Genomic DNA, 20,511 nt, shown 5'->3' on the forward strand with positions numbered 1-20,511 from the left:
CGGTCAGCCGACGGCGGTCGAACCGAGCGGCGAGCCCGGAACCACCGTCGGTGGAAGGAGAACCCCCATGCAGGGCTCGGCATCGCGACGCGCACGCGTCGCTGCGGCGTTGGCCGTCACCGCGGCGTTGGCGATCGCCGGCTGCACGGCAGGGGGCGGCGGCAACGGAGGCGGCGGCGGCGGCAACGGAGGCTCCGACGAGGGCGGCGGCCAGGGCGGCACGCTCACGGTCAACACCTCGTTCGTCGTCAACAGCCTCGACCCCGCGCAGGTCTACGAGGCGACCGGCAACCTCAGCGTGCACGCGATGTACGACACCCTCGTCACGTTCGAGGGCGACGACGTCAGCAACCCGGTCGGGCTGCTCGCCGAGTCGTGGGAGGCCAACGCAGAGGCGACCGAGTTCACCTTCCAGCTCCGCGAGGACGCCACGTTCCCGGACGGCGACCCCGTCACCGCCGAGGACGTCGTCTTCAGCCTCAACCGGCTCGTCAACCTCAAGGGCAGCCCCTCGGTGATCGTCGAGGGCTTCGCGGCCAGCAGCCCGGGCGAGGGCGTCGTCGTCGTCACGACCGAGGCCCCGAACCCCAACGTGCCCACCATCCTGGCGATGCCGGCCACCGGGATCGTCGACGCCGAGGCCGCCCAGGCCGAGGGCGCCACCGACGCCGCGGACGCGGCGAGCACCGACGCCGCCACCACCTTCCTCAACGGCACCTCGCTCGGCTCGGGGCCGTACGTGCTCGAGTCCTTCGACCCGGCCTCGGAGATCGTGCTGACGGCGAACGGCGACTACTGGGGCGCCGAGCCCGGGTACGCACGCATCGTCATCACCAACGTCGAGACCGAGACCCAGAAGCTCACGATGCAGCGGGCCGAGGCCGGCCAGGTCGCGCTCGACCTCTCGGGTCGCCTCCTCGACGGGCTCCCGGAGACCCTGCAGATCACGGGCAACCAGGACACCTTCTACTTCGTCTCCTTCCACCAGGATCCCGCGGTCTCCGAGGTCACCTCGAACCTGGACTTCGTGCGCGCGGTCCGCGCCTCGATGGACTACGCGGGCATCGCGGCACTGTTCGGCGAGGAGGCGCTGCCCGCGGGCGGGCTCGTCCCCACCGCCTTCGCGGGCGCCCTGCCCGGTGACGAGGCCCAGGTGCAGGACCTCGACGCCGCCGCGAGCTACCTCGAGGCGTCCGGCGTCACGGACCCGACCGTCAGCCTCATGTACCCCGCGATCACCTACCAGGGCGTCGATCTCGGGACGATCGCGACCAAGATCCAGAACGACGCCGCGCAGGCCGGCATCACGATCGAGCTCGACCCGCAGCCGATCGCCGCCTTCCTCGAGGCCCAGACCGCGGGCAAGGTGCCGTTCCGGTTCAGCCCGCAGTCGCTCAACTACCCGGTCGCCTCCTCGCTGGTGAACAACTTCGCACCGGGGCAGCCGTCGGCGATGCGGGTCGACTGGAGCGCGGAGCGCGCCACGCCGGAGATGATCGCCGCCGGCGAGGCCGTGATGGCCGCCACCGACCCGGATGCGCAGGTGCAGGCGATGCAGGACTGGCAGCGCCTGCTCAACGAGGAGAGCCCGTACATCTCGCTCGCCTTCAACTCGGGCACCGTGGTCGCGACCGGCGACGTCGGTGGCGCCGTCTACTCACCCGCCGGCTGGCTGCTCGACCTGCGGGCGGTCGCGCCGCAGTGACCGACCAGTGACCGGCACGACGGCCACCGTCGCGCCCTCGACGGCGACCGGCCGGGGTCCCCAGGACCGAGGGCACCGTGGGCGTGGCACGAGCCGTCGTGCCCGCGCGGTGCTCGGTTCGGTGCTGCTGGGGTTCCTGGTGCGGCGCGCGATCATCACCGTGGTGCTGCTCGTGGGCGTCACGCTGGTCTCGTTCCTGCTGATCCAGGCCGTCCCGGGCGACACGATGTCGGCGACGCTGTCCGAGCAGGCGCTGCAGGACCCCGAGATCGTGGCCGCCTACCGCGAGCGCTGGGGCCTGGACCAGCCGCTGTACGTGCAGTACCTCGTCTACATGCGGAACCTGCTGCAGGGGGACCTCGGCGTCTCGCAGCAGACGGGCAGGCCGGTGCTCGACGACCTGCTCACCTACGTGCCCGCGACGCTCGAGCTGGCGCTGCCCGCGATGGTGCTGTCACTGGTCATCGGGGTGGCTGTCGGCCTCTACGCCGCCGTCAAGCACGACCGCCTCGGCGACCACGCGGTCCGCGCCGGCACCCTGGTCGGGCTCTCGACGCCGCCGTTCTGGCTCGCGCTCGTGGTGCTGTACGTGTTCTTCTTCCTGCTCGGCGTCTCGCCCTCCGGCGGCCGGCTCTCCACCTGGATCGTGCCGCCCGAGCAGGTCACGGGGTCCGTGGTCCTCGACGCCGCGCTCGAGGGCCGGTGGGACGTCGCGTGGGACGCCGTCCAGCACACCGCGCTGCCGATCCTCGTGCTCACGGTGCTGACGGTCGCGATGCTGGTGCGGTTCGTCCGGTCGGCGATGCTCGAGGTCCTCGACGCCGACTACGTGCGCGCCGCCCGCGCCAAGGGGCTTCCCGGATCGAGGGTCCTGACGGCGCACGTCCTCCGGGCGGGCATGGTCCCGGTGATCACCGTGTCGGGTCTGGCGTTCGCCTCGCTGCTGTCCGGCACGGTGCTGGTCGAGCAGATCTTCAGCTGGCCCGGTGTCGGCCAGTACGCCTACCGCTCCGCGACCGCGCTCGACCTGCCCGCGGTGCTCGGCGTCAGCCTGTTCGTGGCGGTCGTGTACACCGCCGTCAACCTCGTCGTCGACCTGGCCTACGGGCTCATCGACCCCCGGATCCGGCTCTCATGAGCACCCTGCCCACCCGAGATCCCGGGCACGACGAGGCCCCCGAGGCCCCCGCCGCCGACCCGCGGGCCGACCGGCTGCTGGCCCGGCGCCGCTGGCCGCAACGCCTGCGCCTCGCCTCGGTCCACACCATCTGGCGGCAGCCCGCGGTGATCGCCGCCGCCGCGATCCTCGCGGCCTGGGTGCTGCTCGCCGTCCTGGCCCCGGTGCTGACCGCCGACCCGATCGCCCAGTCGCCCGAGCTGTACCGACCGCCGTCGAGCCTGCACTGGTTCGGCACCGACGAGCTCGGGCGCGACGTGTTCGCGCGGGTGGTGCACGGCGCGCGGCTGTCGCTGCCGCTCGCGGTCGTGATCGTCGCCTGCTCGCTCGCGATCGGCGGGCTGGTCGGTCTGCTCGCGGGGTACCTGGGCCGCGCCGCCGACGAGATCCTCATGCGGCTGACCGACCTGGTGTTCGCGTTCCCGCAGATCATCCTGGCGATGGCGGTCGCCGCGGTGTTCGGCCCCAGCACCCGCAACGCCGTCATCGCGCTGATCATCGTGTCCTGGCCGATCTACGCACGCGTGATCCGCAGCGCCGTGCTCAGCATCCGGTCCTCGGAGTTCCTGTCCTCGTCCCGGCTGCTCGGCGTCGGCCCGTGGCAGGCGCTGCGCCGCGACGTGGTGCCCAACAGCGTGGGTCCGGCTGTGGTGCTCGCGACCCTCGAGCTCGGCAACGCGGTGCTGATGCTCGCGGCGCTGTCGTTCCTCGGGCTCGGTCCGCGCCCACCCGCGCCGGAGTGGGGCGCGATGATCGCCGCCGGCTCGCGCGATCTGTCGATCTGGTGGGTGAGCGTGTTCCCCGGGCTCGCGATCCTCACCGTGGTGCTGGCCTTCAACATCGTGGGCGACGCGCTGCGCGACCGCCTCGACCCCCGCTACGCGAGGGGTCTGAGATGAGTCCCATCCTCAGCATCGAGCAGCTCGCGATCACCCTGCGGGGCGACCTGCGCGTGGTCGACGACGTCTCCCTGGAGGTCCCCGAGGGCGAGATCGTGGGCATCGCCGGGGAGAGCGGTTCGGGCAAGTCGATGACGGCATCCGCGCTGCTGGGACTGCTGCCCGACCGGTCCGTGACCGCCGGCCAGGCCTGGTGGCGCGGCGGCCGTGAGCCGGTGGACCTGCTGACGCTCGACCAGCGCTCCTGGAACCGGGTCCGCGGCCGCGAGATCGCGATGGTGTTCCAGGACGCGACAGCCTCGCTGCACCCGATGCTCACGGTCGGCACCCAGATCACCGAGCACATGCGGGTCCACCTGAAGATGTCGCGACGCGCTGCCCGGGCTCGCGCGATCGAGCTGCTCGACCGCGTGCGGATCCCCGATCCCGAGGGCGCCCTGCGCAGCTACCCCCACCAGTTCTCCGGCGGAATGCGGCAGCGGGTCGCGATCGCCGCCGCGCTCGCGTGCGAGCCCCGCCTGCTCGTCGCCGACGAGCCGACGACGGCGCTCGACGTCACCGTGCAGGCCGGCATCCTCCGGCTGCTGGAAGAGCTGCGGATCGAGTCCGGGCTGTCGGTGCTCTTCATCACCCACGACCTCGCGGTGCTGGCCGCGCTCACCACCCACGCCTACGTGTTCCGCGAGGGCCGGGTCATCGAGAGCGGCCCCACCGAGGCGCTGCTGTTCCACCCCGAGCACGACTACACCAAGACCCTCGTCGCCGCCCGCCCGCAGGCCGACGACTGGGACGACCCGGAACCGGTCGCGGGAGCCACGGCATGAGCGCGCTCGAGATCAACGGCGCCCACGTGGTCTACCGCTCGCGCGGCCGCGGCGAGGTGCACGCGGTCGACGGCGTCGACCTCGGCCTGGACCGCGGCGAGATCCTCGGCCTGGTGGGGGAGTCGGGCAGCGGCAAGTCCTCGCTGGCGCGCGCCGTCGTCGGCCTGGAGCGCCTGCACGGCGGCGAGATCCTCCTCGACGGCGTCCCGGTCGAGCCGGTCGGTTGGCGCACCCGGACCGACGTCCGCGTGCAGATGGTGTTCCAGAGCCCGTACGCCTCGCTCAACCCGCGGCGCACGATCGCCTCCCAGCTGCGGGACGGCATCCCGCGCGACGCCGCCGACCCGGCCGCCGAGGTGGCCGAGCTGCTCGAGCGGGTCGGGATGCCGGCGAGCGCCGCTGCCCGGTACCCGCACCAGTTCTCCGGTGGCCAGCGGCAGCGGATCGCGATCGCCCGCGCGCTCGCGCCGCGCCCCGAGGTGCTGGTGGCCGACGAGCCGGTGACGGCGCTCGACGCCTCCGCGCAGGCGCAGGTGGTGGCGCTGCTCGGCTCCCTGGTCCGCGACCTCGGGGTCGGGATGCTGTTCATCTCGCACGACCTCGCCCTGGTGCGGCACCTCGCCGACCGGGTCGCCGTGATGCACCAGGGGCGGATCGTGGAGCAGGGCGGCACCGAGCAGGTCTGGCGCGAGCGCGCACACCCTTACACGCGCGAGCTGATCGCCGCCGTGCCCCGGCTCGGCGCAGCCCGCCGCAGGAAGGAGAGCGCATGAGTCGCTCCAGCACCCGAGTCCACCCGCCACGAGATCGCACCTCCGGGGCGAGATCGCACCCCCGGCGGTCCGATCTCGCGCCACAGGTCCGATCTCGTGCCCACCGTGTGGAAGGAACCGACCGATGAGCAGCACCGACACCGGATACGTGCTGGCGGGGTGCCGGCTCTGGGACGGCACGGCCGCGGCCACCGCGGACGACCAGGGGCTCTGGGTCGGCGCGGACGGCCGCATCCGCGCGGTCGGCGACGCCCAGCACGTGCTCGACGAGGCCCGCGCCGACCAGGCGCGCGTGATCGACCTCCAGGGCGCCGTCGTCGTGCCCGGGTTGATCAACATGCACGTGCACCTCAGCCTCGCGCTGCCCGGCCCGATGCAGGACTCGATCCAGGGCGCGGACCTCGCCGAGCTGGTGCTGCTGATGGCCGGCAACGGGCGCGGCACGCTGCACAGCGGCGTCACCACCGCCCGGCTGGTCGGGGAGTCGCGGTTCGCCGACATGGCGCTGCGCAGGGCGATCCGTCGGGGCGCCGTCGAGGGTCCGCGCATCTACACAGCCGGGCACGCGCTGTGCTGCACCGGCGGCCACGGCCACGACGCCGACGCCCAGGAGGCCGACGGCGCAGACGGGTTCCGCCGCGCCACCCGCGAGCAGCTGCGCGCCGGTGCCGACCTCATCAAGGTGTGCATCTCGGGCGGCATCGCCGGTGAGCACGAGGCGATCGACACGCCGCAGCTGACCGATGACGAGATGGCCGCGGTGCTCGAGACCGCCCACGACTGGGGGCGCAAGGTCACCGCCCACGCCGGGCCGGCACCGGTGATCGAGCGGGCCGTCGAGCTGGGGCTGGACTGCGTCGAGCACGGCTACGAGCTGACCCCTGAGCTGACCGCGACCATGGCGGCCCGCGGCGTGAGCTACGTGCCGACCATCACCGTCAGCCGCTGCGAGGAGTTCTTCCGCGCCAACGGGGTGCCGGAGTGGATGATCGAGCGGGCGCTCGGTGCCGGCCCGCGGCACTGGGAGAGCCTGCAGCACGCGATCGCCGCCGGCGTGGAGATCCTCATGGGTTCCGACATGCCGCCGCACGCCCCCTACGACGAGACCACCGCGACCGTGCGGGAGATGGAGTTCATGGTCGACGCCGGGATGTCGCCTCGCGAGGTCATGGTCTCGGCGACCTCGGCCGCGGCCGGGTGGCTGGGCGCGACCGGGTCGGTCGGCTCGCTGACGGCGGGCGCGTTCGCCGACCTCGTGGTGCTCGACGGCGACCCGCTCGCCGACATCTCGGCGTTGCGTGGGCTCTCCGCCGTCGTGCAGGGCGGGCGCGCCGTGCGCGACGACCGCGGCCTCGTCCGCGGAGGCCAGGCATGAGCAAGCAGACCCGCCTCCACGACCTCCGGGTCGTCGTCGACCGGATCGAGGGCCGCTCGGTGTGCGGCATGGCGGTCGGGGACTCCTTCGACCTCACGTGCTCGAGCCGGTTGTCGATCCCCGAAGGCAAGCACGTCTGCCTGTACGCGCTGGCTGCGGTGCTGCCGCTGCTGCCAGCCATGCAGCGCCCCCTGGAGGACGGCGACTGGCTCGCCCACGAGAACGAGGTGGCGTGCCCCGATCCGCAGGAGCGGCTGATCATGCGGATCGAGCGGACCGGCACCTCCACGATGCCGATGGAGGACCTGACATGAGCGAGGTCACCGAGCCGGTCCCCACCGGTGCGCCGGCCCGGCCGGCCGCGCGGGCATCCCGGCCGCGCCGCGAGGTGAGTGTCGCGCTGCAGTCGACGTGGACCAGCACCCAGTACGGCGAGCTGGGCGCGCTGGTGGAGAACCTCGGGTTCGACGGGCTGTCGGTCTACGGCGACCTCGGGTTCCAGCCGCCGATCCCCGCGCTGCTGGCCGTGGCCCGGGCGACCAACCGCATCACGCTCGGCCCGGCGTGCCTCAACCCCTACCTCACCCACCCGGTCGAGATCGCGGGCCAGATCGCGGCCCTGGACGAGGCCTCCGGCGGACGCGCCTACCTCGGGCTGGCCCGTGGTTCGTGGCTGCAGCAGCTGGGGCTGCGGCAGGAGCGGCCGCTGGCGCACCTGGAGGACTCCGTCGAGATCGTGCGCCGGCTGCTGGCTCGCGACGACAGCGGCTACCGCGGCCGCGCCTTCACGCTCGAGCCCGGGCTGCGCTGGCAGTTCCAGCCGCTGCGGGCCGACATCGACGTGCTGCTGGGCGTCTGGGGCCCGCGCGGCTCGGCGCTCGCAGGCCGGATCGCGCAGGAGGTCAAGCTCGGTGGCAGCGCGAACCCGGACATGGTGCGGCTGATGCGCACACGGCTCGACCAGGCCTCGGTGGCCGCCGGTCGTGGCGAGGGTGCGGTGCGGGTCGCCGCCGGTGCGGTCACCGTCGTGGATCTCGACGGCGACCTCGCCCGCCGCGTCGCGCGCCGCGAGGTCGCGATGTACGTGGACGTCGTGGGTCAGCTGGACGAGACCGTCGCGATCGAGCCCGAGCTGCAGGCGCGGCTGGGCTCGCTGATCCGGGAGGGCCGGCTCGACGAGGCGGGTGGGCTGCTGCCCACCGACCTGCTGCGCCGGTTCTGCCTCGCGGGCACGCCCGAGGAGGTCGCCGAGCACACGGTGGAGCTGTTCCGGTCCGGTGCGGACCGAGTGGAGTACGGCACGCCGCACGGGACCTCCGCGGGCGGCCACGGCATCCGGCTGCTCGGCGAGCGAGTGCTGCCACAGGTGCGCGAGGCGATGGATCGGGAGAACGCGGCATGAGACGTCTGTACGCACGAGGCCTGTCCGCGACCGAGATCGCCGACATCTACCTGCAGGCCAGGTCGAGCGTCGACCCGGCCGCAGCCGACGCGCTCGGCACCGGCCCGGAGACGCGGTTCCCCGACTTCTCTCCCAAGGCCTACGAGCTCCGGCACTCGGCGGACAAGGCGGCCCTCCACGCGCTGCACGGGGTGCCGGGCCTGCTGGCCTCGGCGATGCGCGAGCGGCTGGAGTCCGAGATCGCGCTCGACGAGGTCGGGTTCACACGGCGGCTGCTCGCACCGCTCGCCACCCCGGTGCACCAGATCCGGCAGGTCTTCGACGACCTGGCCAGCGAGTCGGCGGGCGACCGGATCCGGGTGCGCACGGCGCTCGCCGCGGTCCCGACCGCGCTGTCCGACCTGCAGCACACGCTCGAGGCCGAGGCAGAGGCCGGCAACGTCGTCGCGCAGCGGCAGGTGCGGGTGGTCGCCGAGCAGGTCGAGCGGTGGCTGGCGGACGGGTTCTTCGCGTCGTTGCTCGCTGGCGAGGGCGGCATCGAGGTCGAGGCGGCACAGGCGGCGTTCGCCGGTTTCGCCGACTTCCTGCGGACCAGGCTGCTCCCGCTCGCCCCGGAGGCGGACGGCGTCGGCCGGGAGGTCTACGAGGTCACCGCCGCAGCGTTCCTGGGTGAGCGGGTCGACCTCGACGAGCTCTACAACTACGGCTGGGAGCTCGTCGCCGAGCTGCAGGAGCAGGCCCGCGCGCTGGCGACCGAGATCGTCGGCGCCCCGGACGTGCGCGCCGCCGTGGCTCAGCTCGACGCCGACCCGAGCGGCAGGGTCGCCGTGGGGGAGCCGCTGGTGCAGTGGCTGCAGCACCGCATCGACGCGGCCGCCGACGTGGCGCACGAGCGGGTGGCCGCGATCCCCGAGCGGACCCGGGCGGTCGAGGCCCGGCTCGTGACCGCCGTCTCCGGCGTCATGTACTACAACCCGCCGGACGCCGCGCTGACCCGACCGGGGCGGGTCTGGTGGACCGTGCCCGACGGGACCACCGACGTCGCCACCTGGCGCGAGGTCAGCACCGCCCACCACGAGGGCGTGCCCGGGCACCACCTGCAGCACGCGATCACCCACGAGCGCGCCGAGCTGCACCCGTGGCAGCGCTACCTGTGCCACGTGCACGGGTATGCCGAGGGGTGGGCGCACTACGCGGAGGCGCTCGCGGACGAGGTCGGGCTGATCCACACGCCCGGTGAGCGGCTGGGCCTGGTGTTCGCCCGGCTGTGGCGGGCGTGCCGGGTCGTGATCGACCTCGGGCTGCACCTGGACCTGCCGATCCCGGCGGGAGCGCCGGGTTTCGAGGACGTCACGACAGGCTCCTCCTGGACGCCCGAGCTCGGCGCCCGGATGCTGCACGAGGTGGCCGAGGTCGACCCGCAGACCGCGCGGTTCGAGGTGGACCGCTATCTCGGCTGGCCGGGTCAGGCGCTGGCGTTCGCCGTCGGCGCCCGGCTGTGGCGGCAGGCGCGGGCGGAGGTCGAGCTGCGCCAGGGTGCGGAGTTCGACCTGCGCGCCTTCCACACGCACGCGCTGGGCCTGGGGCCGATGGGCCTCGGGCCGCTGCGCGCCGCGCTGAGCATGCCCGACGCCGCCGCTCTCACCCCCGGAGAACCCGCATGACCGACGACGTGACCGCCGTGCTGGCCGACCCCTACCTCGACGAGGTGGCCGGGACGATCCGCTCGCTCTACCGGGCGCTGGGTGACCGCCCGGCGTTCGACGCGCACCTGCACCCCGAGATCACCATCTGGGAGAGCGACGCGCCTGCGCTGCTGTCGCTGGCCGAGCTCGACGCGCTGCGCGACCAGCGGGCCGCCGCCGGGTCGCGGGGGCCGGCGCCGGCCTGGGTGCGCCCCGAGCAGATCCGGGTGGACCGGTGGGAGGACTCCGCGGTGGTGCGGTTCGTCCTGCGCGCGCACGTCGACGGCGGTGAGGACGAGACCTTCCGCGTCACCGACGTGCTGCGCCGCGACGAGGCCGGCTGGCGGATCGTCCACCACCACGCGGAGCGCCGGTCCGGCTAGGAGGGACCGAGCTCAGCCTCCGAGACCGCCCTGGAAGGTCCGGCCCTGCTGCTCCTGCCGCGGGTGCACCTGCGCCTGGCGGGTGATGCGGGCGTCGCTGACGGGATCGGGTCCGAACAGCGAGCCGACGACGCTGCGGATCGCGCGCCAGATCCGGATGACGAGGCTGGGCCTGGTCGTCATGGCTCCCTCTCAGGCCCTCACGTCGCGGTGCATCCACAACGTCGGGTCCCGATCGGCGGCGAGGCCGCCGGTGCCGCCACGCCAGGCGAGGAGCCTGGACAGCCAGCCAGGTCGCTCAGGTGCGATGGGCTCATCCAGGTGAGCGCCGCCGTCGGGCTCGTTCTTGACGATCTCCATACGTCAGTATGGGCTGCACCTGACGTCTTGTCAGCCGATCGGCCCCGGGTCCGCGCCGGTTTCACCTGAGCGCGGTGGCGCGGGTGCGCGAGTATGGGGCCATGACGTTCACCCGCGGGCACGCCCAGGCTCGCGACGAGGCGGACCCGCTGAGCCGTTCTCGGTGGATGTTCTCCTACGCCGACGAGACGATCTACCTCGACGCCAACTCGCTGGGCAGGATGCCGGTCTCGACACCGCTCGCGCTGCGGACCGTGACGCGCGACGAGTGGGCGCGCGACCTGATCCGGTCCTGGCCGAAGTGGCTCGAGGAGGCGCGGACCACCGCCGATCTGCTCGGGCGCGAGATCCTCGGCGTCGAGCCGGGACAGGTCGCGCTCAGCGACTCCACGTCGGTCAACCTCTACAAGCTGGCGGTCGCGGCGGTGCGCGCCCGACCGGGCCGCCGCCGGATCGTGGTCGAGGCCGACAACTTCCCCACCGATCTCTACGTGCTCGACGGCGTCGCTCGCGACCACGATCTCGAGGTCACCCGCGTGGTCGCCGACATCAACGACGGCGTGCGCGCCGTCGACCTCGCCGCGGTGCTGGACGAGGACGTCGCGCTCGTGTGCCTCTCCCACGTCAGCTACCGATCGGGTGCGCTGCTCGACATGGAGGGCCTCACCCGGCAGGTGCACGACGTCGGCGCGCTGATGCTGTGGGACCTGTGCCACTCGGCGGGCGCGGCCCCGACGCCGCTCGCAGAGTCCCGGGCAGACCTCGCGGTCGGCTGCACCTACAAGTACCTCAACGGAGGACCGGGCGCGCCGGCGTTCCTGTACGTGCGGGCGGATCTGCAGGGCGCGTTGCGGTCGCCGATCCAAGGATGGTTCGGGCAGCAGGACCAGTTCGACATGACACCCACCTACCAGCCGGTCGAGGGCATCGAGCGGTTCCTGGTCGGCACCCCCAACGTGCTGGGCGTGGTGATGGTCCGCGAGGGTGTCCGCTCGGTCGCCCTGGCCGGGGTCGAGGCGGTGCGGGAGAAGGCCCAGGCGCTGACCGAGTACGTGATCGCGCTCGCGGACCAGTGGCTGACCCCGCTCGGGTTCCGGCTCGCCAGCCCGCGCGACCCGGCGTTGCGTGGCTCGCACGTGACGCTCGAGCACCCGCAGGCGTGGCAGGCCTGCCAGGCGTGGATCGACGAGGGCGTCGTCGCCGACTACCGCATGCCGGACCGGTTGCGGATCGGGCCGTCGCCGTTGTCGACGTCGTTCGAAGAGGTGTGGCTCGCGCTCGACCGGTTGCGGGTGATCGTCGAGAGCGGCGCCCACCTCACCTACCCCGAGAAGCGCAGCCGCGTCACCTGAGGCGTTCGGCGCTGGCCGGCCGGCCAGCCCTCGCCCCCGCTCCAGCCCTCCCGCCGTGCGACCTCACCGAGACGGGCGGCACCCGGTCAGGGCTGCTCGGGCTCGGGCTGCTCGGGTGCCGCGCTGCGGCGCTCGCGCCGACCGCGGGCGAGCTCGGTGCCGAGCGCGTCGAGGTGACGCGACCACCCGGCGCGGAGCTGGTCGAGGTAGGCGTCGACCGCCACGAAGCCCGCCCGGTCGATCCTGTACAGCCGGCGCGTGCCCTCGGGGCGCACGGTGGCGAAGCCGCTCTCGCGCAGCACCCGCAGGTGCTGGCTCGCGGCGGGCTGGCTGATGCCGAACTCGCGCCTGACGATCTGCGCCACCTCGCCCGAGGAGGTCTCGCCGTCGGCGAGCAGCTCCAGGATGCGGCGGCGGACCGGGTCGCCGAGGACGTCGAACGCGTGCATCAGGCGGGTGCGCCTGCCGTGGGGTCGCCGGCGCCCGCCTCCTCGGGCAGGGTGGTGTAGAACCGCACGCAGGCGTCGGCGCGAGCGCGGGACTCGCCCTCGTCGGCGCCGGCGGCAGTGTCCGCGGCGCGCCAGGCCTCGGCGCACGCCGTGATGTAGTCGACGCCCTCGCGGCTCATGCTCCACATCTGCTCGGCCTCAGGGTCGAGATCGGCGCCGGTCCTCAGGTGCAGTCCCAGACCGTAGAAGCCGAGGTCCCACCCGATCCCGACGGCGGCGGGCCCGAACTGGCGCCAGTGGTCGTTGTCGGTGGCCACGGTGTGCGCGAGGCGCACCGTGGTGCGGTCCTCGCCGTCGGGGATCAGCTCGACGGCGAGCCAGCTCGTGAAGTCGCCGAGCTCCCACGTCGAGGCGAACGCGTGCGGCGGGTCGCAGCTGGTGACCGTGCCGCCCGCGTTCCCCTCCAGCTGGTAGCGCCCACCGAGCCTCAGCTCGCCGCTGACCGGCAGGAACCAGCGCGGCAGCCGCTCGGCGTTGGTCAGGGCGTCCCAGACGTCGGTGACCTCGCCCGGGTAGGTGCGCAGCACCTCGACGACGGCGACGTCCTCGCCGTCGCGGGTGGTGTAGCTGACGGTGTGCTCGGGAACCTGTGCTTCGCTCATGCACCTATCCTGAAGGCCCCACTTATATAAGTCAAGACCGAATCTCGGGCAGGCCGTGCTCGAGATCGGACCTCCGCCGCTACGCGGTCACTCCTCGCCGCGGATGAAGGCCTCGACCTTGGCGCGAGCGGTCTCGTCGTCGTACTGCTCGGGCGGGCTCTTCATGAAGTAGCTCGACGCCGACAGGATCGGTCCCCCGATGCCGCGGTCCTTGGCGATCTTGGCGGCGCGGAGGGCGTCGATGATGATGCCTGCCGAGTTGGGGGAGTCCCAGACCTCGAGCTTGTACTCCAGGTTGAGCGGGACCTCGCCGAAGGCGCGGCCCTCGAGGCGCACGTACGCCCACTTGCGGTCGTCGAGCCACGCCACGTAGTCGCTGGGGCCGATGTGGACGTTGCGGTCCTCCTTCTTGCCCGCCAGCGGGCCGTCGTGGAGGTTGGAGGTGACCGCCTGGGTCTTGGAGACCTTCTTCGACTCCAGCCGGTCGCGCTCCAGCATGTTCTTGAAGTCCATGTTGCCGCCGACGTTGAGCTGGTAGGTGCGGTCCAGCACCACGCCGCGGTCCTCGAAGAGCTTGGCGAGCACGCGATGCGTGATGGTCGCGCCGACCTGCGACTTGATGTCGTCGCCGACGATCGGCACGCCCGCCGCGCGGAACTTCTCCGCCCACTCGGGGGTGCCGGCGATGAACACGGGCAGCGCGTTGACGAACGCCACACCGGCGTCGATCGCGGCCTGCGCGTAGTACTTCGCGGCCGCCTCGGACCCGACCGGCAGGTAGCAGATCAGCACGTCGGCCCGCGCGTCGCGCAGCGCCTGCACCACGTCGACGGGCTCGGAGTCGGACTCGGTGATCGTCTCGCGGTAGTACTTGCCGAGGCCGTCGAGGGTGTGCCCGCGCTGCACGGGCACGTTCAGCGGCGGCACGTCGGCGATCTTGATCGTGTTGTTCTCGCTCGAGGAGATCGCCTCGGACAGGTCGAACCCGACCTTCTTGGCGTCGACGTCGAACGCCGCCACGAACTCGATGTCCCGCACGTGGTACTCGCCGAACTCGACGTGCATGAGGCCGGGGACCTTCGCGCGGGGATCGGCGTCGGCGTAGAACTGGACGCCCTGGACGAGCGAGCTGGCGCAGTTGCCCACGCCGGCGATGGCGACTCGGATTGAACCCATTCTGCGGTTACTCCTTGGTGAGGTCCGACGGCGGAGCCGTCGGGTCGGGTGGTTCTGCGGGGTTGGTCGTGGTGCTGGGTCGGGTGGTGCCGGGTGCGTCGGTGCGGGGTGCGCCGGGGCCGGCCTCGTGGGTGTGGCGGCGCTCGCTGGTGATGAGGTCCTCGAGCCAGCCGACCTCGCGGTCGATCTGCTCCAGCCCGTGGCGCTGCAGCTCGAGCGTCCAGGCGTCGCGACGGTCGCGGCCCGCCTGCATGTGCTGCCGCATGTCTTCGCGTCGTTCGAGCATCCGCATGCGTCGGCCCTCGAGGACCCGCAGCCGGACCTCCGGCGACACCTCGGCGAACAGCGAGAACCGCACGTCGAAGTTCTCGTCCTCCCAGGCGTCCGGGCCTGCCGCGCCGAGGGTGCTGGCGAGACGCTCCTTGCCCTCGGCGGTGAGCTGGTAGACGATCCGCGTCCGCTTGCCGGCCAGCGCGTGGGGGAGGTCGGCGGTATCGATCGCCTCGATGTGGCCCGCCGCCGTCAGCGCCTTGAGCGCGGGGTACAGCGAGCCGTAGGAGAGTGCGCGCACCATCCCGAGCGTGGCGTTGAGCCGCTTGCGCAGCTCGTAGCCGTGCAGGGGTGTGTCCTGCAGCTGGCCGAGGATCGCCAGCTCGAGGACGTCGGAACGTGCGCGCATCATCACCTTTCGATGTATCGACCTGATACATCGGTCGAGAGGGTCAGTGAACCACAGACCGCGCTCGGCCGTCATCCGCCCGGGACCGCTAGGGTCCGGCCATGACGCAGAGCTGGCCGTTCCCCTGGCCGCAGGAGCAGATCGAGCGCTACCAGGCGCTCCGGGTCGAGGAGCCGCTCGTCATCGACGGTCGGCTGGACGAGCCGGCCTGGCAGCGGGCTCCCCGATCGCCTCGTTTCCGCGACATGGTGCACGGGACCGAGGCGGTGCACGCCACCGAGGCCGCGATCCTGTGGGACGAGCAGCATCTCTACGTCGGCTTCTGGGTCGAGGAGCCGTTCGTCGAGGCGACCATCAGCGAGCGCGACGGGCTGGTGTACGAGGGCAACGACGTCGAGCTCTTCATCGGCGGGCCGGACGCCTACTACGAGCTCGAGGTCAACGCGCTCGGCACGATCTACGAGGCGCTGTTCGTCTGGTCCGACGCCTACCGGAGCGCCGGCTACGACGCCCTGCCGGGGCTGGCGCCGGGCAGCGTCGGCCACCAGCCGTTCGGTGGTGTGGGCCTCGATCACCCGCGCGGGGGTCGGGAGGGCTTCTTCCGGTGGGACCTGCCCGGCCTGGAGGTGGCCGTCGCCGTCGACGGGACCCTCAACGACAGCAGCGACCGGGACCGAGGCTGGACGGTCGAGATCGCGGTGCCGTGGGCGTCGCTGAGCGTGCTCACCCATGGGCACGACATCGCCCTGCCGCCCCGACCGGGCGACGTCTGGCCCATGGATCTGTCGCGTTTCAACACCTACCGGGCTGCACCGCCGGCGCGCGACTCCGGCGGCTGGGTGTGGAGCCCGCACGGGGTGTGGGACTCCCACGTGCCCGAGCTGTTCACGCAGGTCGAGATCAGCGACCGTCCCGTCTGAGGTGCTCAGCCGCGGGTGGTGGACCGGATCCTCAGCTCGGGTGTGAGCTCCATCCGGGCCCACGCGTGCGGCGCGCTCGCACGCAGCCGGGACATCACGCGGCGCAGGCACAGCTGTGCGCCGGTCTCGCCGACCTCGCGGCGCGGCGGTGCCACCGCGGTCAGCGGGGTGGCGCAGAGTGCGGCGACCTCGTCGTCGTAGGCCACCACCGCGAGGTCGTCGGGGACGGCGATCCCGGCGTCCTCGGCGGCGTCCACCAACCCGATGGCCACCTCGTCCGGGACCACGACGACGCCGTCGACCTCAGCCGAGGTGCAGCGGGCGACCAGGTCGCGCAGCGTCTCCTGCAGGGCTGCGGGCGGGGCGTCGGCCGAGGGCAGCGTGAGCGCCACGGTCTCCAGCCCGGCCGCGGCCGCGGCGCGTGCGACGCCGCGCCGGACCAGCGGCGCCGTCGGGCCGGTCCGGGTCGCCACCACGATCCTGGTGCACCCGGTCGCGAGCAGGTGCTCGGCCGCCAGCACGCCGCCGACCTCGTGGTCGCAACGCACGACCTCGAGCGCGCCGTGCCACGGGGAGCCGTCGAGGCTGCGCTCCATGACCACGACGGCGGCGGGCGCCTGCGCGAGCAGCTCGTAGGTCATGGGGTCGTCGGCCGCATGGCTGGCCGGCGTGACCAGCAGCCCGTCCACGCCGCGTGCCAGCAGCCGACCGATCTGCTCACGCTCCCGCGCGGCCGAGTAGTCCGAGACGGCCAGGATCAGGCGGGCGCCGGCATCGCCCAACGCAGCGCGGGTGCCGCGGATCACCTCCGGGAAGTAGTAGGTCGCCGACGGCACCACCATCCCGATCGTGGCGACCGGCGCGCTCACCCGGGGCGCGAGCCCGTGCTCGCTCGGCGCCACCGCGCCTCCGTGCACCCGGTGCAGGAGCCCGGCCGCCTCGAGATCGGCCAGGTCCCGCCGGATCGTCATGCCCGAGGCGCCGATGTTCGCCGCGAACTCCTCGGTGCGGACCGTGCCGTGCACGCGCAGCTCGCGCAGGAGTCGGGCACGCCTCTCGGCCGGGAGCATGCGGACATTGTGCGCAGGCTCGCCGGGACCGGCGTACGGGATCGAAACCGCGGACCGGTCTCGACCACGGGCGTCGACCTCGACGACGAGCCCTCTCAGCGGACCCTGACGGTGATCGGTGCCGACTCCGTGGTCCCCGCCGCGTTGATCCACTCGACGCGGTAGACGTAGCTGCCCGGCGCCAGCGCCTGCGCGCCGTAGGTGACCCGCTGGTGCGCGGGCGTCGCCGCCACGAGGTCGCCCTCGGCCACGAGCACGTCGTCCTGGTAGAGCCGGTAGCGGTCGGCGTTGGTGCCCCACCACAGGTCGGCGGTCACCGTGAACGAGCCGTCGCCGTCCCGGTTGTCATGGCTGAGCACGGGCGTGCCGGGGGAGGCGTGCGTGACCCTCACGGTGAGCGGCGCCGTCGTCGTCCGACCCGCACCGTTGACGAGCTCGGCCGTGTAGACGTAGCTGCCGTTGGTGCGTCCAGCCACCGGGAACGTGACGCGCTGGGCGCCCGGGGTGGCGGGCTGCACGCGCTCGGACGCGATGAGCCGGCCGTCCTCGTACAGGTGCACGCGGCTGGCGTTGCTGCCCCACCACAGGTTCATGGTGATGGTGTAGTCACCGTCCTGCAGCCCGGTGTCCCAGCCGTTGTCGCTGCTCAGCACGCCGACGGCGGGGGGTTGCGTGGCGCCGTCGTCGGCCGGTGCGAAGCCGTTCCCGACCGAGCCGAGGTCGGTGACGTCGATGACGCGGTCGTCGAGGATGAGGACGCCGTCGACGACCTCAGCCGTCAGCGGCCCGGCCGCCGTCGCGAGCACGATCCCGAACTCGGCCGAGGTGCCGGTGCGGGTGAGCCGGAGGGTGTGGTCGATGACCTGCACCTGCAGGCCGTCCCGGTCGGGGACGAACCCGGAGAGCGTCGCACCGTCGCTGCTCGTGAACGTGAACAGCGGCTCGTGGGCGGCGCTGTCGGGGAAGGTCGCGACGGCCACGGAGTCCTCGGGTCGCAGCTGCCAGTCCCAGTCGTGGGACTCGACGTCGGCGAAGGTGTCGTGGATCGCGACGATCGCGTCTGCGGCGCCGCCCTGGGCGAGGTCGACGACCTGTTCGCGCTCCGCCGTCGAGACCTCGAAGTTCGCCGACCCGTCGAGGTGGACGTACCCGCCGCCCTGGCCGTCGAACGAGCGGGACGCCAGGGTGATGCCCTCGCCCCGCACCGTCTCGTACTGGTTGGCGTACGGCTCCAGCTCACCGTCGACGAGCGGCTTGCTCCACAGCAGCGGGTCCTGGACCTTGCCGCCCTGCAGGGTCCACGAGGTGTCGTGGCTCATCCACGACAGCGCGAACGTCTCCGCCGCCGACCACCCCTTGTGCTGGAGGTTGCGGTTCGAGGTGGAGATCAGCGTGTCGTCGACGCCGGCGTACTCCGAGCGGAACGCGTAGAAGCCTGCCTCGTCGTCGAGCAGCGCCGTGTGCGCGGCCGGCGCACCGAGGTCCGCCGGGTCGTCGCTCACGCCCTCCGGGTAGTAGAGGACCGCGAACATGCTGTGCACGTCGTCGAAGGCCACGCTGGTGGAGTCGACGCCCTGCAGCTCGTCGTACAGGTGCACCAGCCCGGGCAGCGCGTCCGCCGATGCGGTCGGGAACAGCAGCGGGAAGGTGCCGCTGACCTGGTTGCTCGGGCCGGACACCCCGAACTGGAGCACGTCGCCCGCGGCCCGGGAGGAGACGACGTGCAGCGCGAGGTTCCAGAAGTCGACCGCGGCGAGCGGGGCGTCCAGCGCGAGCACGCCGGCGTCGCGGGTCATGAACAGCGCGGGGAACAGGTACAGCTGGGCGTAGTGGAAGTAGTCCCAGCCCTCCTGCGTCCAGCCGGTCTCGGTGTAGCCGTCCTGCAGGTGCCGTGCCACCTGGTTGATCAGGTAGGTGATCCGCTCGTCATGGGTGCCGAAGTCACCGTCGCCGCGGGCGGCGAGCAGCAGCGCGAGCTCGGTGCCGTGGGTGACGGCGACCCAGTTGGACGCGCGGTCGGCGCCGTCGAGGGTGTCGTGGTGGTAGGTCGAGAGCAGGTCGGTGGTCTTCGTCATCAGGTCGCGGACGTCGGCACGCTGGGCCTCGGTCCAGCCCTGGTGGGCGAGGTCGTAGGCCGGGGCCAGGTTGAGGGCGCCGCGCCCGAGCTCCAGACCCATGTTGGTCTCGCGCGCCACGATCCAGTCCGCCCCGGCCATGACGGCGTCGTAGGCCTGCTGGGCGTAGTCGGGATCGCCGGTGACCGCGTAGGCGAAGGCGGCGTCGCGGGCGCGGTAGAGCTCGGTCGCCGAGCCGGGGTAGGGGGCACCGGTGCCGTCGAGGCGGGCGAGGAGCGCGTCCCAGGCGCCGCTGACGGTCGGGGCGCCGGCGGCCAGGTCGGCCTGGATCCGCGCCACGACGTCGGCATCGACCAGCGTGCGCGGGTGCTGCTCGGCACCGACCGCCGCGCGGGCCAGCTCGGTGCCGCCCGAGCGCAGGACGACGTCGGAACCGGGAGCGGCGGCGAACGTCTCGAGGTTGCCCGCGTACCCGGTCACCGGCACGGGCGCGGCGTCGCCCACCTGGACCGACAGGGCGACGGTCGGGTCGCCGTCGGCCACGGCCCAGCTCACGTGCGTGGCATCACCCTGCTGCAGCGCCGTGACCAGGCTGAGGACAGTGCGGTCGGCGAACGTGCTCGCGGTGGTGGTCGTGGCCGCCGGGCTGGTCTCGAGCACCGAGCCGTCGGCGGCGAGCGCCTGCACGAGGTAGGTGTACGTGGTCGCGGGGGCGGCGGTGGCGTCCGCGGTCGTGGGGGCGAGCGCGTGCTTGAGCACGTGGTCGGGGGTCGCGGCCGGGGGCGTGGAGCCCTCGGCGCGGTAGAGGGCGTACCGGTCGGCGACGTCGTCCTCGAAGGTCCAGGCGAGCTCGACCGGCCCGCGCGCGCTCGGTGACGCCGTGAGCGTGCCGCCGCCGACGGTCTCGGTGATGCTGAGGTCGGCGAACCACACGGTCCCGCCCGCGCGGTCGAGCATCGGCTCGATCGAGATGCGGGCCGCGTCCGGCGGCAGCACCAGGTCGGTCGAGTAGGTGCGCCAGTCGAAGGTGCCGGTCACGTAGGGACCGGAGCGCACCGGCAGCACGACCTGCCCGGCCGCGTTCCAGGCCTGGATGCGGAGCATGCTGAAACCGCCCGTGAGCCCGTCGCCGCGCACCCAGCCGGTGAGCGTGAGCTCGCGTGCGACCGAGGCATCGATGTCGATGCGCTGGGTGAGCGCGAGCCTGGCGGTCGCGCCCGAGGTCGAGGTGATCGCGACGGCAGGCCCACCGGTCGGTCCGGCGGTCTGGTCGACCGTCACGCGGGCGGTGCCCGCGGGAGCCCAGGTGCCCCAGCCGGTGGGCATGCCGTTCGCGCCGACCGCACCGAAGCTCGGGTTGGTGATGACCGGCACCGCGGCCGCCAGCGCGGGCGTCGCGACGCCGGCGGTCGCGGCCGTCCCGATCAGCGCCGCGGCGAGCAGGCTCCCCAGGACGGAGCGCACACGGGTGCGCACGAACCATGACCTCATCACGGACCTCCTTGGCGGCGACGGGCTGCTGCGCCGACTGTGACAGCCGAGCTG

Annotated in this window: 20 protein-coding genes; 12 read left to right on the forward strand and 8 right to left on the reverse strand. The window is 72.9% G+C overall.

The features are described from left to right. The first annotated feature begins 67 nt into the window (after positions 1 to 67). The 10 genes from GPA04_RS17460 to GPA04_RS17505 all read left to right on the forward strand — a co-directional run bounded on the left by GPA04_RS17460 (position 68) and on the right by GPA04_RS17505 (position 10,223). Positions 68 to 1,705, forward strand: a complete 1,638-nt coding sequence (locus GPA04_RS17460; RefSeq protein ID WP_156225499.1) for an ABC transporter substrate-binding protein — start codon at positions 68 to 70, stop codon at positions 1,703 to 1,705. Positions 1,706 to 1,712: 7 nt separating this feature from the next. Beyond that, on the forward strand, positions 1,713 to 2,843 hold the full coding sequence (locus tag GPA04_RS17465) for an ABC transporter permease (RefSeq protein WP_241680892.1): 1,131 nt from the start codon (positions 1,713 to 1,715) through the stop codon (positions 2,841 to 2,843). Continuing rightward, positions 2,840 to 3,781, forward strand: a complete 942-nt coding sequence (locus GPA04_RS17470; RefSeq protein WP_156225500.1) for an ABC transporter permease — start codon at positions 2,840 to 2,842, stop codon at positions 3,779 to 3,781. The genes GPA04_RS17465 and GPA04_RS17470 overlap by 4 nt, the downstream gene beginning before the upstream one ends. After that, entirely contained in the window at positions 3,778 to 4,605 is an 828-nt protein-coding gene (locus GPA04_RS17475; protein WP_156225501.1) for an ABC transporter ATP-binding protein, read from the forward strand. The genes GPA04_RS17470 and GPA04_RS17475 overlap by 4 nt, the downstream gene beginning before the upstream one ends. After that, positions 4,602 to 5,378 carry an ABC transporter ATP-binding protein gene (locus GPA04_RS17480; RefSeq protein WP_156225502.1) on the forward strand — a complete coding sequence of 259 codons (777 nt, stop codon included), beginning with the start codon at positions 4,602 to 4,604 and terminating at the stop codon, positions 5,376 to 5,378. Before GPA04_RS17475 ends, GPA04_RS17480 begins: the two co-directional genes overlap by 4 nt. 124 nt (positions 5,379 to 5,502) lie before the next feature. Beyond that, complete coding sequence (locus GPA04_RS17485; RefSeq protein ID WP_156225503.1) at positions 5,503 to 6,753, forward strand: metal-dependent hydrolase family protein; 1,251 nt, start codon at positions 5,503 to 5,505, stop codon at positions 6,751 to 6,753. Further along, complete coding sequence (locus tag GPA04_RS17490; RefSeq protein ID WP_156225504.1) at positions 6,750 to 7,067, forward strand: TIGR04076 family protein; 318 nt, start codon at positions 6,750 to 6,752, stop codon at positions 7,065 to 7,067. The genes GPA04_RS17485 and GPA04_RS17490 overlap by 4 nt, the downstream gene beginning before the upstream one ends. Beyond that, positions 7,064 to 8,155 (forward strand): LLM class flavin-dependent oxidoreductase, encoded by a 1,092-nt coding sequence (locus GPA04_RS17495; protein ID WP_156225505.1) that lies wholly within the window; start codon positions 7,064 to 7,066, stop codon positions 8,153 to 8,155. Before GPA04_RS17490 ends, GPA04_RS17495 begins: the two co-directional genes overlap by 4 nt. Continuing rightward, positions 8,152 to 9,819 (forward strand): DUF885 domain-containing protein, encoded by a 1,668-nt coding sequence (locus GPA04_RS17500; protein ID WP_156225506.1) that lies wholly within the window; start codon positions 8,152 to 8,154, stop codon positions 9,817 to 9,819. The genes GPA04_RS17495 and GPA04_RS17500 overlap by 4 nt, the downstream gene beginning before the upstream one ends. Then, on the forward strand, positions 9,816 to 10,223 hold the full coding sequence (locus GPA04_RS17505) for a nuclear transport factor 2 family protein (protein ID WP_156225507.1): 408 nt from the start codon (positions 9,816 to 9,818) through the stop codon (positions 10,221 to 10,223). Before GPA04_RS17500 ends, GPA04_RS17505 begins: the two co-directional genes overlap by 4 nt. Before the next feature lie 12 nt (positions 10,224 to 10,235). Here GPA04_RS17505 and GPA04_RS17510 read toward each other — a convergent pair whose 3' ends face one another. Both GPA04_RS17510 and GPA04_RS17515 read right to left on the reverse strand, forming a co-directional pair. Then, positions 10,236 to 10,406, reverse strand: a complete 171-nt coding sequence (locus GPA04_RS17510) for a hypothetical protein (RefSeq protein ID WP_156225508.1) — start codon at positions 10,404 to 10,406, stop codon at positions 10,236 to 10,238. Positions 10,407 to 10,415: 9 nt separating this feature from the next. After that, a complete protein-coding gene (locus GPA04_RS17515; protein ID WP_156225509.1) occupies positions 10,416 to 10,583 on the reverse strand; it encodes a hypothetical protein in 168 nt (55 codons plus the stop codon). Between the two features lie 101 nt (positions 10,584 to 10,684). Between GPA04_RS17515 and GPA04_RS17520 the strand changes: the two genes are divergently transcribed. Next, entirely contained in the window at positions 10,685 to 11,935 is a 1,251-nt protein-coding gene (locus GPA04_RS17520; protein WP_156225510.1) for a kynureninase, read from the forward strand. 86 nt (positions 11,936 to 12,021) lie between these two features. Here the strand turns inward: GPA04_RS17520 and GPA04_RS17525 are convergent, their stop codons facing one another. The 4 genes from GPA04_RS17525 to GPA04_RS17540 form a co-directional block, all read right to left on the reverse strand. Beyond that, complete coding sequence (locus GPA04_RS17525; RefSeq protein ID WP_156225511.1) at positions 12,022 to 12,384, reverse strand: ArsR/SmtB family transcription factor; 363 nt, start codon at positions 12,382 to 12,384, stop codon at positions 12,022 to 12,024. Further along, entirely contained in the window at positions 12,384 to 13,046 is a 663-nt protein-coding gene (locus GPA04_RS17530) for an SRPBCC family protein (protein WP_156225512.1), read from the reverse strand. Before GPA04_RS17530 ends, GPA04_RS17525 begins: the two co-directional genes overlap by 1 nt. A gap of 87 nt (positions 13,047 to 13,133) precedes the next feature. After that, positions 13,134 to 14,222 (reverse strand): inositol-3-phosphate synthase, encoded by a 1,089-nt coding sequence (locus GPA04_RS17535; RefSeq protein WP_156225513.1) that lies wholly within the window; start codon positions 14,220 to 14,222, stop codon positions 13,134 to 13,136. 7 nt (positions 14,223 to 14,229) lie between these two features. Then, positions 14,230 to 14,901 (reverse strand): PadR family transcriptional regulator, encoded by a 672-nt coding sequence (locus tag GPA04_RS17540; protein ID WP_156225514.1) that lies wholly within the window; start codon positions 14,899 to 14,901, stop codon positions 14,230 to 14,232. A gap of 101 nt (positions 14,902 to 15,002) precedes the next feature. Here GPA04_RS17540 and GPA04_RS17545 point away from each other — a divergent pair, with 101 nt between their 5' ends. Then, positions 15,003 to 15,821 (forward strand): carbohydrate-binding family 9-like protein, encoded by an 819-nt coding sequence (locus tag GPA04_RS17545; protein WP_156225515.1) that lies wholly within the window; start codon positions 15,003 to 15,005, stop codon positions 15,819 to 15,821. A gap of 5 nt (positions 15,822 to 15,826) precedes the next feature. Here GPA04_RS17545 and GPA04_RS17550 read toward each other — a convergent pair whose 3' ends face one another. Together GPA04_RS17550 and GPA04_RS17555 are read right to left on the reverse strand one after the other, a co-directional pair. Continuing rightward, positions 15,827 to 16,891: a LacI family DNA-binding transcriptional regulator gene (locus tag GPA04_RS17550; protein ID WP_156225516.1), complete on the reverse strand. Its 1,065-nt coding sequence runs from the start codon at positions 16,889 to 16,891 to the stop codon at positions 15,827 to 15,829. Positions 16,892 to 16,986: 95 nt separating this feature from the next. Then, a complete protein-coding gene (locus tag GPA04_RS17555; protein WP_156225517.1) occupies positions 16,987 to 20,457 on the reverse strand; it encodes a hypothetical protein in 3,471 nt (1,156 codons plus the stop codon). Positions 20,458 to 20,511 lie beyond the last annotated feature (54 nt).

The sequence above is a fragment of the Pseudactinotalea suaedae genome (assembly GCF_009733815.1).
Lineage (GTDB): Bacteria > Actinomycetota > Actinomycetes > Actinomycetales > Beutenbergiaceae > Pseudactinotalea > Pseudactinotalea suaedae.

Coding starts and splice junctions, on each gene's coding strand:
- GPA04_RS17535 (WP_156225513.1), bottom strand. CDS start 14,222: ATGGGTTCAATCCGAGTCGCCATCGCCGGCGTGGGCAACTGCGCCAGC.
- GPA04_RS17520 (WP_156225510.1), top strand. CDS start 10,685: ATGACGTTCACCCGCGGGCACGCCCAGGCTCGCGACGAGGCGGACCCG.
- GPA04_RS17540 (WP_156225514.1), bottom strand. CDS start 14,901: ATGCGCGCACGTTCCGACGTCCTCGAGCTGGCGATCCTCGGCCAGCTG.
- GPA04_RS17500 (WP_156225506.1), top strand. CDS start 8,152: ATGAGACGTCTGTACGCACGAGGCCTGTCCGCGACCGAGATCGCCGAC.
- GPA04_RS17550 (WP_156225516.1), bottom strand. CDS start 16,891: ATGCTCCCGGCCGAGAGGCGTGCCCGACTCCTGCGCGAGCTGCGCGTG.
- GPA04_RS17475 (WP_156225501.1), top strand. CDS start 3,778: ATGAGTCCCATCCTCAGCATCGAGCAGCTCGCGATCACCCTGCGGGGC.
- GPA04_RS17480 (WP_156225502.1), top strand. CDS start 4,602: ATGAGCGCGCTCGAGATCAACGGCGCCCACGTGGTCTACCGCTCGCGC.
- GPA04_RS17510 (WP_156225508.1), bottom strand. CDS start 10,406: ATGACGACCAGGCCCAGCCTCGTCATCCGGATCTGGCGCGCGATCCGC.
- GPA04_RS17495 (WP_156225505.1), top strand. CDS start 7,064: ATGAGCGAGGTCACCGAGCCGGTCCCCACCGGTGCGCCGGCCCGGCCG.
- GPA04_RS17460 (WP_156225499.1), top strand. CDS start 68: ATGCAGGGCTCGGCATCGCGACGCGCACGCGTCGCTGCGGCGTTGGCC.
- GPA04_RS17485 (WP_156225503.1), top strand. CDS start 5,503: ATGAGCAGCACCGACACCGGATACGTGCTGGCGGGGTGCCGGCTCTGG.
- GPA04_RS17490 (WP_156225504.1), top strand. CDS start 6,750: ATGAGCAAGCAGACCCGCCTCCACGACCTCCGGGTCGTCGTCGACCGG.
- GPA04_RS17555 (WP_156225517.1), bottom strand. CDS start 20,457: ATGAGGTCATGGTTCGTGCGCACCCGTGTGCGCTCCGTCCTGGGGAGC.
- GPA04_RS17530 (WP_156225512.1), bottom strand. CDS start 13,046: ATGAGCGAAGCACAGGTTCCCGAGCACACCGTCAGCTACACCACCCGC.
- GPA04_RS17545 (WP_156225515.1), top strand. CDS start 15,003: ATGACGCAGAGCTGGCCGTTCCCCTGGCCGCAGGAGCAGATCGAGCGC.
- GPA04_RS17505 (WP_156225507.1), top strand. CDS start 9,816: ATGACCGACGACGTGACCGCCGTGCTGGCCGACCCCTACCTCGACGAG.
- GPA04_RS17525 (WP_156225511.1), bottom strand. CDS start 12,384: ATGCACGCGTTCGACGTCCTCGGCGACCCGGTCCGCCGCCGCATCCTG.
- GPA04_RS17470 (WP_156225500.1), top strand. CDS start 2,840: ATGAGCACCCTGCCCACCCGAGATCCCGGGCACGACGAGGCCCCCGAG.
- GPA04_RS17515 (WP_156225509.1), bottom strand. CDS start 10,583: ATGGAGATCGTCAAGAACGAGCCCGACGGCGGCGCTCACCTGGATGAG.